The 13963-nt window shown below is 42.8% G+C and carries 12 protein-coding genes; 1 reads left to right on the forward strand and 11 read right to left on the reverse strand.

From position 1 onward, the window contains the following. Nucleotides 1-326: 326 nt before the first annotated feature. The 9 genes from ACYQ3Q_RS17645 to ACYQ3Q_RS17685 form a co-directional block, all read right to left on the reverse strand. A complete protein-coding gene (locus tag ACYQ3Q_RS17645; RefSeq protein WP_459929840.1) occupies nt 327-4559 on the reverse strand; it encodes an NACHT domain-containing protein in 4233 nt (1410 codons plus the stop codon). A 220-nt stretch (nt 4560-4779) separates the two neighbouring features. After that, complete coding sequence (locus ACYQ3Q_RS17650) at nt 4780-5430, reverse strand: DUF2971 domain-containing protein (protein WP_459929841.1); 651 nt, start codon at nt 5428-5430, stop codon at nt 4780-4782. Nucleotides 5431-6375: 945 nt separating this feature from the next. Further along, nucleotides 6376-6606, reverse strand: a complete 231-nt coding sequence (locus tag ACYQ3Q_RS17655) for a DNA-directed RNA polymerase subunit alpha C-terminal domain-containing protein (protein ID WP_459929842.1) — start codon at nt 6604-6606, stop codon at nt 6376-6378. 1251 nt (nt 6607-7857) lie between these two features. Further along, nucleotides 7858-8085: a hypothetical protein gene (locus tag ACYQ3Q_RS17660; protein ID WP_459929843.1), complete on the reverse strand. Its 228-nt coding sequence runs from the start codon at nt 8083-8085 to the stop codon at nt 7858-7860. A gap of 778 nt (nt 8086-8863) precedes the next feature. After that, nucleotides 8864-8998 carry a hypothetical protein gene (locus ACYQ3Q_RS17665; RefSeq protein WP_459929844.1) on the reverse strand — a complete coding sequence of 45 codons (135 nt, stop codon included), beginning with the start codon at nt 8996-8998 and terminating at the stop codon, nt 8864-8866. 19 nt (nt 8999-9017) lie between these two features. After that, nucleotides 9018-9758, reverse strand: a complete 741-nt coding sequence (locus tag ACYQ3Q_RS17670) for a hypothetical protein (RefSeq protein WP_459929845.1) — start codon at nt 9756-9758, stop codon at nt 9018-9020. 18 nt (nt 9759-9776) lie between these two features. Next, nucleotides 9777-10589, reverse strand: a complete 813-nt coding sequence (locus tag ACYQ3Q_RS17675) for a hypothetical protein (RefSeq protein ID WP_459929846.1) — start codon at nt 10587-10589, stop codon at nt 9777-9779. A 513-nt stretch (nt 10590-11102) separates the two neighbouring features. Next, entirely contained in the window at nt 11103-11285 is a 183-nt protein-coding gene (locus ACYQ3Q_RS17680) for a hypothetical protein (protein ID WP_459929847.1), read from the reverse strand. An 87-nt stretch (nt 11286-11372) separates the two neighbouring features. Continuing rightward, nucleotides 11373-11561, reverse strand: coding sequence for a hypothetical protein (locus ACYQ3Q_RS17685; protein ID WP_459929848.1), 189 nt, complete (start codon nt 11559-11561; stop codon nt 11373-11375). A gap of 458 nt (nt 11562-12019) precedes the next feature. Here ACYQ3Q_RS17685 and ACYQ3Q_RS17690 point away from each other — a divergent pair, with 458 nt between their 5' ends. Continuing rightward, the gene (locus ACYQ3Q_RS17690) at nt 12020-12397 is read left to right on the forward strand and encodes a hypothetical protein (RefSeq protein WP_459929849.1); all 378 of its coding nucleotides are present in this window, start codon (nt 12020-12022) and stop codon (nt 12395-12397) included. A 604-nt stretch (nt 12398-13001) separates the two neighbouring features. Here the strand turns inward: ACYQ3Q_RS17690 and ACYQ3Q_RS17695 are convergent. Together ACYQ3Q_RS17695 and ACYQ3Q_RS17700 are read right to left on the reverse strand one after the other, a co-directional pair. Further along, nucleotides 13002-13670, reverse strand: coding sequence for an N-acetylmuramoyl-L-alanine amidase family protein (locus ACYQ3Q_RS17695; protein ID WP_459929850.1), 669 nt, complete (start codon nt 13668-13670; stop codon nt 13002-13004). Between the two features lie 118 nt (nt 13671-13788). After that, nucleotides 13789-13935: a YvrJ family protein gene (locus tag ACYQ3Q_RS17700; RefSeq protein ID WP_459929851.1), complete on the reverse strand. Its 147-nt coding sequence runs from the start codon at nt 13933-13935 to the stop codon at nt 13789-13791. Nucleotides 13936-13963 lie beyond the last annotated feature (28 nt).

The raw sequence follows: 13963 nt of genomic DNA on the forward strand, positions 1-13963 counted from the left end.
ATCTCCTTGCTAGTAGTGAATCTGGCTCGCTAATTATTGCCATGAGCACTGTATGATAGACATAACCGCTCTTACTTCCTAATCTTTACTTTTATATTTATCCACCACGTCGAGACGATATTCTACTCTGCGGAAACGTCTTGGGATGTCCGTTTTTTTGAGAAATCTATTTTCCAGGCTGCTCATGTGTCTTTTCTGCATATATCAAAGCCATTCCTTTCGTGATCTAGCAAATTCTATTCTTAAGGTATTTCTACAATTATTAAACTTATCCTTCATTTGTCCGGCCGAATCTCTGATTTGTATTCGATTGTTAAAAAGGAAGATTAAGTTCCTTTAACATCCTGGATAAAGGAATTCGTTTCTCCATATATCTTACCATTACTTAAAATATACACCCCTGAAAGTTCCAACCATTTTAGATATCGTTGTCTGCTAAAAGAAGTTCCATTAATTGTTTTCTCCCCTAAGCGCGTCCAAAATATTATAAGACCATTTTCTGTTAAAAACTTCTGCAATATGTCTTTTCTAATTAATAAACAAGAAGATTTCCCTGTTTTTATTGAATCATCAAAACAGCAAGCATGGCCCTTTTCATCGAGCCATTCACCAATATTTTTCGAATATTGAAGTTTCATGCCAGTATACATATACTCTCGCGGGGCAAGATATGACGGTTGATCTTCATAATCTGTTCCGGACTCCCACCTATGTCCCTCTGTTGTAGGTAAAACATGCGCGATTATTTTCTTTTTTTCTCTATCATGCACTTCTTCCCAACTATGTCCTCCATAGATGGGGTTATTAAAAAAGCGGTAGGCTGGTGACCAGTAGAACTCTCGACTGAACACTTGATATTGATCACGCCCCTCAGGAAACCATCTTCCCATAAAATTTTGATCTTTTAACCAATCTATTAGATAATCTGCTGCTTCTTCTTTTACTAGGTAGCTTCTTATTTGATACCAGAGACGTTTACGTGGGTACTCATGTTTATCCTGCCCAATAGGTACAGGTTCTTCCCATGAAAGGTGGTCTTCTAATACTAACCACTCGTCATTACAAGAATCGGTGACAGCTATAAGACATTCTGGAAGATTTTCATCTTTAACTAACCAAGCTTCATTTGCATCATCCCAATCAGAATAATCGACATGGCTAATCAATTTCTCCTGTTGGAATTGTATCTTTGATTGGTCACGGACTACAGTCGGATCTATATTTCTAACAAATGGTTCCCATGGCCCTTGATAAAAGGCATATAGCACCTCTTTTCCCAAAGAAGATGACTCTTCAGGGATTTTATTATTATCAGAGAGGAGAGCTAACACTTCATATAACGCTATCCATTGATATTTTTTCCCAATTCTTTCTACTATATTTCTTGCTCTATCGCCTCTAGTAGCATTTCTATCAAATTTTCCATGCTTTTCTACATCATATCCATATTTTTCAAAAATCAACTTGCAGGCATAGTTACTCAAATCATTAGGGTCAAAATCTTCCCAATTCTGTATTGCATTTTGAAATGTATATCGGCCAAAATCACCATAGCTAGAAGTTCCTCTTCCATACTCAGTTACCATGGAACTCAGGATTGAATTTTGTCCCCAATAATAATCCTTGAAATCATCTGCGTCGTAATCAAATATATATACATCTATTTCTTCGTTAGTGGGAAATTCAGACGGAAAAGAACTTTTATATGGTGGCCGAACTAAGTCTAAATTCCCAAGATCGAATAGTCCTCTATATAGCGCATACTCCACAATATTCCTAGCATAGTCTCGCACCAATACATTTGGATAAACTTCTTCTTTATTGAATATTCTTTCGATAATATACTGAGATAGATGCTCTAACTCTTCCAGATTATCTGAGCGCAGAACAGCGCCATAGGCAGCCGCAAAGATTCGCTCATACACATAAGGATCGTTTATATCTTCAAATTCTATTAAAAGCTTCATTATTGTCGCTAAGTTATTTTCGAGCAAAACAACTAGTGCATCGGTTGCTGAATCTCTGAATAGAACATTAGTAGTTGTAAAAAGCCATGCGAGTGCCTTGGCTGCTAATATGCGGGATTCTTCTGATAGGTATGCTTTTTCATTATTTGCGTTCGCCCAAGTAATAAGCCTTGTCATAGCAGTCCCTTCATGGTCTTGGTCATGAAGATAGATGGTCCAAAATCCATCCCTCTCCGCTAGGGTGAATTTCATTAAATAGTCATGAAGACTATTCGCATTGTAAATATGATCAGGGTCAGTAGAAACGGAATAAACCATTTGGAAGAATAGATTAAATGAATGTTTATTTCTAAGAATATATTTTTGGACATATTCCTTTGTACATTCTTTGATGGTTTCTGGCTTTCTCCAAATTAAGCTATTGATAAATGATTCTTTAACTGTTGTAAAAGCTTTTTGTTGGTCATCAAGTAGTTGATAGAGTTCTATACCTGTTCTTTCAGGTATCTGAATAGATAACGATTCCAATACACCTTGTGTAACATGTGAATTGTCAATATAACGAGCCAACTTCCCACTGCTTTGGAAGACAGTTTCAGGATTGTCGCTATCAAGATGATTATCTAGCAGATAGGATGTTATTAGGTGATCTTCAAATCGCTCATAAGCTAAGTAAACAGCTTCTTCATATGCTCCCTCCCCAGACCGGAATATGTTTTTAGATAAAACCCCTTCAGAAATAAGTGCATCAATAAAACGACGTTTGTTGCTGAATTTGGATAATATACTATCGGCAATCTCAAAGGCAACCTCATAAGCGACAACGTTAAGATCATTTTTCAGCCTATATTCAATCAGCCCATCAATAACCTTCCTGACAACTTTCCGACCCGATGGATAATCGAAAAAAGAGGGCTTTGATAGTTTGTAATCAATGCTTTCTAAGAAAAAGTCGATGATACTACTAATGCCTCCATAACCTTTAGGTATTTTATTCAACCCTGAGCGATACAATCCCTCACAAAATAATTTAAGAAATAATGGATTACTAAATTCAGGATGAAGCAATGGAACACTCGGTTGTTCGATATCATACTGCGAAAAGAAAAAATTCGACGCAGAATACTCAATGTTCTCGAAACCCGAATGATTAAGTTTAATAACCTTGTTGTCCGAAACAAAATTATCAGGTATTAGCAAGCACTCATATGATGAGCGAATACTGAGTACTAACCCAATCCAAGGATATTTTTTGAAATCATTAACGAAGCCGTTTATGTGTTCAGGCCAAAAATACTTACCTCTTCCTTCATTGATCGCATCAATAATGAATAAAAGTCTTTCCCCTTGTGCTTCTGCTTTTGCATTCAAAACTCCTAAAAATTCACTTTCACTACATTGAACCCTGAGTAAATTACGTAGAATTTGTGTCCACGGGGATTCCTCAGAAGTGAAATGTTGCCCTAAAAGTAAAATGCAGGACTTATTCTCTTTTAATTTAGTTGAGGCTATGTCAGCTAACAAATGTGATTTCCCTATGCCAGCAGGGCCACAAAGTAAAGCATTTGGACAATTTGCTAATTTTAGTGAAGAACTCTGGATGAAATTAGAGAAGTTATACAATGCATTCCATAGCTTGTTTATTTCTTGATCAGAATAATCGTTTATATCTTTACTTTCTTTACTTTCTTTACTTTCTTTCTTGTACTTGTCTATTTTTGTCACGCATTTCGAGAGGGCGCCCTTAATTGACCACATGCTTTTTTCTAATAATGTTACGTCAATCTGAAGTATTTCCTTTTTTTGAGACAATGAGAATTGAAAAACAATATCGTCTTTTGCGGTGCGTATCTCACTAACTTCATCATGGATTGGTAATCCAGACAATCCAGACAATCTACTCAATACCTTATTAAGTCTTAGCAAAAATTCGTGAAATTCTTCTTTTATATATTGGCGGAAAGAATCATTCTTACTAATTGAGTCAAATTCCTTTTCAATTCCTAATTTAACATGAACCTCAGGGGTATACCGTTTACCCAGATTTTCAATACTGGTTTCAACGTGAGATTTAAACCATACATCTAAAAATTCTTCTTGTGAGAACCAGAACAGTGTCCTGCCTGCATGCTTTTCTTGGGATAGCCTGTGGATCAACTCAGAACTCCCCCAGTATTCAAAGCTAATCTCCCTTCCTTGTGCTTGAGCAAATTCGGTCCATTGTTCTACTTTCTTATTCCATCGATCCATAAACCACATTTGTTCCCCATGTCTTGGATCTTGCCTATCTAATGGTATACAAATAAAATATTTTTTAAGATTTGGATGTGTTCTTAATGCGGTCTCAAAAGATTCTTTAATTTGATTCCATTGAGTAGTCCCCATGGAAGAAAAATATTTTGCTTGCCAACCATATTCATCTCCATTATTTAAAACACAATAAGCCTCTACTCCACCATCAGGAGCTGCAATTCGGTAAAACTCAGTTTTATTAACAATCTGTTCTTCTCTTGCAAGTTGGCAAACCAATTCTTCAAAGGCATTATTTTGAGAATTATTAAATGTTCTTAAGTTATCCCAATGAATAGCCATAGTATCTCCTTTAGCTTTTTTGAATTACCTTTAAATTCCGACGCGGGTGGGATTTTGCGTATTCCAACTGCCCCTCATGTCTTATAATTGCTTCGATTCGCAGATAACCCTTTTATAGCCGAAATCCTCCTCGCCGGATTCGTCTAAAGATATTATTTGTGTCGTTTGACAGAAGGTCTATGTACATTTGCAGAACGACAAGGTCGAGAGTAATGTATGCTTACATTAATATTCCTTTAAGCATAGTAATTCCGTGAATAGCGTTAACAATATCATCTGAACAATTCTTTCGAAAGTAGTCTAGACATGCCTTATCGTACAAGACGACATGGGTTAAATCATACCTAAAATTAAAATCTCCTGGCAAACGCCATTCCCTTTCGTGGGTCCAATCAACAATTTTAGAAACTCCAACATGAAGCTCTAAATTTACAATTCTCCAGTACTGATTTTCTGGTAATATTTGTTTTGCCCGCTCTGTTTCTTCATAAATAACTGGTCGACCACAGTTTTCAAATACATTGAATTTATTAAAGCTAAGTCCAACTCCACAATACCTAATCTTACTTGATCCTTTTGACCGCCTTTCCTTTTCAAACTCTACATTCTGGACCAAACCGAAAAAAGGGACTTCTTGAAAACATACCGCTGGGATATCTCCATTAATAAATCCTTTTTCCTTATTACTGCCCTGAATCTTCTTTTCTTTGAGAATTTTAATAAGAGTATCAACTGCACGTAAATTAATTTCGCTCTCATCCATTGATGTTAAACTACCTTCACTGGGTTTCGTCAAATGAGTTACCATTCCGGTAATGTCAATCCTCTTTGAAATCCTATCTTGCCAATCACCGTAATCAAAAGCCTTCACGACCTAACCTCCTTTTTACAATGTTATCTGGAAAAGTCCTTATAAAAAGTTTCTTTTTGTTGAGTACCCAGATCAGTTTCCCCAGATGGAACTGTTGTCTCTTTTCGGAAATAACTCTATTGCCATCAATGGTAACAACATCAATAACTGAACCTGGGCTGATTACGACTTTGCTGCTACATAAAGCCATTTAGCATGCAATATCTAAGTATTCTAGAAGTCCTTTAATCTTCTTTGCTACTTTCATCAACATATCTATTTCTCTGGCAGAAGCATTCATCCTTAATCCACCTCTTTAATATCTGGTCACGCTAGTGCTTCCGCAAGCCGCACCAAATCCTGACACAGGGGAGTTAATATGTTAATTTTGTGTCGAGCTGATTCAGCTACAATTAATAATCTTTTACCTACCATGATATTACTTTTTTTAAAGAGTTTCACTTAATTTTAACAAATGCGTTGGACATAAAAATGTACATCTTGGCTCGAAATCCCCATTATGTTTTCGCGCGTTATCTTAACATTTGCGAACAACTTTCATCATCCATCTTTCTGAAAACGTCGTATTATTGGTCCCCCTCAAGTTTGTCAGCCAGATACGTTGTTTTTCAACCAACAGTGAAAGGAATTCTCATTAGTTACGTCGAGACGGTTTTTATGCTCAAGGTAGTCAGTACCAGAATACTTTCCACAATTTTCATTTAATTCCTCCCAAGATAACAGAAATAATCCAATATAATACATAAATTCCGTCTAAAACAGGATCACTGCTAATATACTTGTAATTGAGTTTGCTCACCTACAGCCATTAATTCTTGCATTAGATTTGATAGAATCATATTAATTATAACGACCCGCTTCAACAAAACACCGCAAGCAGTGATCCTGTTTGCGGTGTTTTATATAGGCAATTATTCTGAGCATTCCCTCTATGATTAATACGAATCATTTTTTAGCTTGATACTCTACTAATTTGTCTCTAATCTCACGTAGGGTCACACGCCCTAATCCATTAAGTTCCGATAGTTCTTTTTCAGAGTGTTGTTCCAGTTCGCTGATCGTCTCACCATAATACAGTGCATTGTAAAGTTTATTAATTCCAGTCGAATCGGCGTGACGATGACATTTTTCCTCCACCTCTCTGCAGTTTCCAGTTCTATGTATTGTCTCTGGCAATACTCACAAGTAAATTAAGTTCAGGCCCGCTCGGGATTGCGCTGCAGGCTGCCGAGGACTAGGCTGCTAATAAACTGCTGCTACTATGAGCGGCATCCTTGTCCTCTCGGTAAACGCTGCTAGCTGCTAAGGAACCCTGTTGTATTTGCTCTATCTCGGGTTATATAATACTGCAGCAAAAACAACAGCGATTTAAAGGGACAGAGCTGCCTGTCATACTGCTTGAATGATGAACGGCAGCACAGCCCTCTTGGGCCTGCGCTGTTGGTCTTGACTCCTCGGGCTTGCGTCACCGGCTGCCGAGAACATGCCTGCTAATAATACTGCCTGAACCATGAGCGGCAGTCTGATCCTTTTGGGCGCTCGATGCAGGCTGCTAAGGTACGCTGTTTTACTTGCTCGATCTCTGGCCGCGTAAAACTTCAGCAACAAAAACTGCGATCTAAAAGGACAGAGCTGCTAGTCATCCTGCGTGAACTATAAGTCGGCAGCACAGTCCTCTCGTGTATGCGTTTCGGGTCCTAGCCGGCTGCCGCTCAGTGGATCTCCCCTCTTAACTTCGGGAAGCTAACTGAGCTCAGCGCGCGGTCATCCTGCACTTGGGAGCTAGGCCCGCGGTTTCGGGTCCTGGCCCTGCCGCTTCGTAGTCACCCCTCGTAGCCTCGGGCTGCCTCCGTAGCTTGGCTCGCCGGCTTGGGTCCAGGCTTATCTCCGAATAAGAGTCACCCCTCGTAGCCTCGGGTTGCCTCTCATCCTTGGCGCGTGGTTTGTGGTCTTACCCCGTTCCCAGCGGTGCGTTCCCTCCTAGAAGGCCCTCCCCCCTACGTCGAGTCCGTGCCTTACTGCGTCGAGAACGCCCCGCTCGGACGAAGCTGCATGAAGGCCTGCGCGCGGCCTACATGCCGATGCTCAGACTCGGTCCCGTGTGTTTGTGTTTGGCCCTCCGCTCATTGTTATGCTCCGTGCTGACCTGATCGGACTTAGTCTCTTATACTGTGCACTTTCTCACACTGCTTGGTATGCTTACTCGACATCAAGGGCATAGTTCTTGACCTGCTCGGGTATCTCCTTGCCCTACATACTCTTGTCATCGGCGTCCTTCCCCTCCGCTTAGCATCCCTGGTAATTCCGCTCAGGATTTCATTATCACCGTCTGCTGCAGCCTTGGCTGTCAGTTAACTGTTATTCATCATTTTTTTCATCTGCTCGGTCTTCAGCTTTTTATCACTTTTGCGAGAACTGAACCTCTATTTATATTACATAGAATCCGTCATGAACCCTATACCCAATGCAGCTCGTCACACTCTCATACTGCCTTTTGACACTTCTTTGAGTCACTGGACGGACCATGCCGCACGCACAGGAAAGTGCGGCCTGCCAGTGGGCTCGGCCTGCTGGCCGTCCGTCCCCGAATTCCCGCTTACGCTGGTCATGCGCGGCCGGGGCCGGGATCCGCGAATTCCCTCCTGTGTCAGTCATGCGCGGTCGAGAGCTGGAACCGTTCAGGCGAAGTTCCCTCCTGCGTCGGTCCGCCGCCTGGGTTACGACGTGGTTGGACGTTGACGAGGTTTTTCGGGGTGGGGGACCCGCCCTTCATGTATGTCTTGGACCGACAGGAATAAGATCGGCACGGTTGTCTCAGAGGAAGACACCCGTGCCGACGAAGAATCAGAGCGCGGTAACGGGTCCAGGCCCGTCGCTGGACGTACCATGCCGCACGCACAGGAAAGCGCGGCCTGCCAGCGAGCTCGGCCTGATGGCCGTCCGTCCCCGATTCCCACTCACGCTGGTCATACGCGGCCGGGGCCGAGGACCGCGAATTCCCTCCTACATCGCTCATGCGCGGACAGGTGGAGACCGGGTCGCTCGGCGCTAGCCAGCAGAACATTCTATGCTGTGGCGAGAATGTCCTGCGGACACCAGCTTTTTGGTTTTGTCATCGTGTCCATGTGGCAGCAACGAGCATATCCTCGAACTTTACACTCCTGCGGTATTCTTCGGACTGCACGGACACTTCCCGTAATTGCAACAAAAACACGAACTGTGATTATACTTACTCGAATTTAAAGCCATCACAACGCTCTGTGTGATCCCATGATAAGAGAAATAATTTTATGCGTTCGAGTGCAACGACATCCTTGGTTGTCCTATTTGATCGCTGCTTTTTTTGCTGAAGTATTGTGCTGTCAGAAATCGAGCAAATAGAACAGGTTACCTTAGCAGCAGACAAAGCATGACCGAGAAGGTCAGGCTACCTTTACCGATCATAACCATCCTGAGGTTTATCCGCTGCAAAACCACATTGTAAAATGAATCGTTTTAGATAATTGATGCTCAAGTCGGCAATGATTTGTTCTCTTGTTCTAATCTTTCTCGAAGCCTTCTCCATCACTGTCTAATCCCTCATTCTATTATTCTTCAGTAATAAATTGCTTAGCAAAATCAAATATCGGCAAAATTAGTCTCAAAAACTCTCCTTCTGGGAACATTTTGTAACTGAATACTGTCCCATCTTTAGTCAGAAGAAGTCTAAAAGGTTCTAGGTCAGGATCGTCATTAGGATAATCAACTCTCATTGCTGATATAAGTCCGTTTGTTTCATAACGATCCCAATCTTCACTTGTAGATACGTCGCTACCACCTATATAAGCGACATTTACATTTAATAGCTGTATACGACTAAACCAGCCGCCTTTTATTTGCGGGCCCTCTGCTTGCTGGTCATATGTAGCCTTCATTCTAAGCAGGTCAATGCCTACAGGCCTTGCTCGTAGTTGACTCTCATTGGCATCTGTCGGCATCCATGCACGTAATCGTTTGAATGCCGAATTGAAAACTTGTTTAGAAGAATATGCACTAATTAGCCATTGCCTCTCATTATCTATAAAAGCTGGAAATAAATTTTCGCTTGCAATATGGATCAGGTCATCAATCCTACCTCGTTCTTCTGAATAGCCAATTCCCTCAAAGTCGCGCCCTGAATCATGTGTGATTTGTAATTTTGCTAAATCCCCATATTCACTCTGTCCTAGTAATTCCACTTTTGTCCTCAAAGGAATATCAGTCTGCGCGTTAGATGTAACAGGCATAGTCTCAATTGGCAAATTGGCTGGATATCGTTCAATGTGAAACAATTTTGCTGATATTGGCAAATTATTACCTTCTTCCCCTTAAATTGACAACTTAAACAGAAGGTTCTTCACACTCATTACTAAATCCTGCCTGTTTAGTGAATAAACATATATTCTCTTTTCACTTGCGTGTATGTTGCACCGTCCAGGCCTTTTTTGTAAATTAAATTGATCAACTTCTCGACTTTCTATCCCTTTGATAAAAAGTTTTTTAAAATAATCGTGATCAAGCTCTCCTGATTTTATCTCAAGTGCAAAATTTCTGTATTGGATATCCTTAAGAGATTCTTCCAAGCTAGCGAAAATACTTGTAATAAACTCGTCTAGTACATCTTTAGTTTTTCTATACCTCACAAGTGTTTTACCATTAACAGTAAGATGCATCGCATTATTATTTTCAAGATCCTCTATACTGTCCCCATATGATTTCACAAACACGATATTCACACCTAAAGGATCATAACTTATGATGCTTTCCATACCTTTTTTACGTGAAAAATACTGTATATCTTGCGTATCTGCTTTGAGGTTCTTATTCTGGCTGATTGCCTTTCCAACTAAATTCCTTAAAAACTGTTCATTAATAATTTTCAGAGAATCCGCTGGCACTATAAAATCGGCAGTATAATTCCAAGAAAATTGGATGTTTGTAAACCAAAAATGTATATATAATAATAATCTTTTTATTGGCTCAGAATTTTGTATTAGTGTCTGAATAATTGCTAGAAAGATGGTTACAGTTGGTAGGTCGAGACCACTAACAGTAACAACAGTAACTAGTCTGTACACAAAAATTATAAGATATAAAAACAACAACGAAGTCCACCAATATTTTTTCATTTGCTTTAACACCAGCCCTGTCACCTCCCCCTGATTTATAAGTTATTTCTTGTATATTCTCCGATTCTAAAAAATTACCTGCTGTTAATCGCTGAAAGAAGAAATTATAATGCAAGTACTAATAAAGCTGACATATAAGTTCTTAATTTGTATTATTGCATTTAACATAGACATTTCTTTGTAAATGCCAGAACCTTCTACACTACTTCTTTGAAGTATCTCTGTATTTCCCTTCGACCAAGGCCCGCTCTGACCTGGCTTGCTGTGAAGCAGAATTAATTTAGTTCCCACTGATCATCAGATAATTAATCCCAACTGTAGAAGCTAAAATCCTTACTACCATAATTGCCTTTAAACTTCTCTGCCCCCTCAATACTGAGACTAGGAGCTATTTCCTCTATATGGAATTCGCGGGTCCCGGCCCCGAACACACATGACCGGCGTGAGCGGGAATTCGTGAGCGGACGGTCCGCTGGACGAACCCGCTAGCAGGCCGCGCTTTTTCGTCCGCGCGGCATGGTCCGTCTAGCGACCCAACGTATGCCTAACCGACATCGAACTTGCCATCGACGACTTCTCCATCGTCAAACCTGCTAACAGCAAACCTGTACATAAATCCTCAACAATCCTATACGACAAGGCCTCTTGACCTCTTCGTCGTTCCTCGTTGGTACGGGTGCCGCCCTCGCGGCAACCGTACCGATCCAACCATCATCGTTCCAAGACATGCATGACGAGGGCGGGACTTCCCCTCCCGTAACTCGTATTCGTTCCAACCTATGTCAGACCCACGATTCATGCCCCCTGCTTCAACTGTGGGATACATGACTGTTCGTCAAGCAAACAAGCCCGAGCGGACAAGACCCTGCGCAGGCACGAGAGGACTGTGCTGCCACTCGTAATTCCGCCAGGATGACTAGCAGCTCTGTCCCATTTGATCGCTGCTTTTTTTGCTGCAGCATTATGCGGCCAGAGATCGAGCAAATAAAGCAGGGCACCTTAGCCGCTTGCAACGAACTCCCGAGAGGACCAGGCTGCCGCTCATAGTTCATGCAGTATTAATTGCAGCCTAGTCCTCGGCAACTGGTTATGCATACCCGAGCGGTCCTCGACCACAAATTGCCCATAAGCTCCCCTAGCTTGGGTGGCGCACCGACGCAGGAGGTAGTGCCAACCGAGCGGCAGCGGACCATGGACTTATAAACGCCATCCCTAACCGGTCCAAGACATGCATGAAAAGGGGTGGGTCCCCCCACCGTTTCCTATAACCAACGCAGACCCGAACGTCCCCCTGGGCTGCAGCTTATCATTCACCAGGATTACCAGCAGCTATTCAGCCAGGATGACTAGCAGCCCAGTCGGTCTCATTCTCCGTCCGCTCCAACCAACAGTTCCCGAAAGGCCACTCAGAAACATACCCCACCATCTCCGCATGGTGGGGTATGCGGTCTCATTCCACGTCCGCACCAACTAACGGTTCCCGAAAAGCCGCTCAGAAACATACCCCACCATCTCCGCATGGTGGGGTATGTGGTCTCATCCCCCGTCCGCGCATGACCGACGCAGGAGGGAATTCGTGGTTCCCGGCCCCGATCGCGCATGACCGGCGTGAGCGGGAATTCGTGAGCGGACGGCCCGTAGGCCGAACCCACTGGCAGGCCGCACTTTTTCGTCCGTGCGGCATGGTCCGTCCAGTGACCCAGAAAGGTGCCAAAATGCAGTATGAGTGTATGACAACCTGCACTATGCCTAGTTTTTATCGTGGATTATTAGATGATTCGTTCTTACCTTCCCCACCGCCACTCACTCCGCAGTATTAATAATCTGAAGATAGAACTTTTGAACGATGGGCTGCATAACAACAAAAACTTGTATTAGTTTGCAGCAGTAGTATTCAACCGGTAATTAACCAAATAATGCAGGGTAGACTCATTTCGGCGCGCATGATCGACACAGGAGGGAATTCCCACGTGGACGACCCACAGTCAGAACCTATGCAGTAGGGAGGGCTGCCGCTTGGATCAATGTAGCTCAGTAAGCGTGGCCGACGCAGGAAAGCGTGCTTGCTGGGCGGTCTAACTAGATCGGCAAGCGCACCGACGCAGGAGGTAGTGGCGGCCGGGCGGTGGGATTGAACGATGTTGCAACACAGGCCCGAGCGGTCAGAACCGATAACGCATACCCGAGAGGACTGTGCTGCCGCTCATCATTCAAGTAGGATGACTAGCAGCTCTGTCCCTTTTATTCGCTGTTTTTTTTGCTGCAATAGTAAGCGGCCAGAGATCAAGCAAATAAAACAGGGTACCTTAGCGTGGCCCATCAGTAGCTGAGAAGAGTGCCAAACAAAGATACAAAAAAACGAGCGCGGTAACTGTGTCACCCTACACGTGCAATAGACTTGGATCCGATACAATTCAATTCAATTCAAGCTAACGGCAACACTTTGCAGGCATACCCCATAGCCTGTATCTGCTTGACTAATCCTTCTGATTTTGACTGCAGAACTCGTACGCTCAGGTATATATCGCTATCATCTACAGGCACAACTACAGGTACCACACCGGCCAATGCACGGTAATCATACCCATAATAATCACAAATTCCAAGGTAAAGTGCCCCTGCTATAACGGATGGACTCTGTATCATCCACTCTGAATCCAAAGCATTGTCATGAAAGCCTACTTCAATCAAGGCCGAGGTAGCGTGGACACTGTTCCCTACCTCCAGCAGCGCGGGGTTGTACTTTACCCCCCGATCAACACCCGGGGAAAGTGGTGCGACCTGCTTGTAAAGCGCTTGCGCTAATTGCTCACTCTTCGTTGCGGGACCAAAGGCGTAGACCTCGGTACCCTCACCACCACCCGCGTTACTATGAATAGCAACATGGATGTCCGCCTTAAACTGATTAGAATCCTCAGCCATTTCACATACATCCATACTTGGGGTATTTCGTCTAACTTCAAAGCGGCCATCCGTTACCAGCAAGGGCATAAGGGCATCGGCAATCTTGTTCATTACTGCTTCTTCTGTCCCAAAGTGCCCTATGCCTAGGTTATGCTCCTGACTACTTGGGCTAATGTAGATCCTCTTCAATTAGATCCCCCCTCGTCTTGATTTTGACTACTAAACAAAAGAGCCCATTATCCGGCGGATACCGGCAGGGCTCGCTGAGTTAGATTTTGAATATTAAAGATTGAGCCCACCACACAACTTATGACTTCATCACGGCAATTGCCTTAGCCAGTTCCGTGATACTTTGAGTGAGTTCTCCTAGCTTCCCTTCGATCCGCACCAACAAATAAGCACTCACGACGATTGGGAAGCCAAAATTAGCGACAAGTTTTAACATCTCATCCATACGTTTCTTCCTCCCTTCCGGCGACATT

The organism is Desulfosporosinus burensis, from assembly GCF_054657535.1.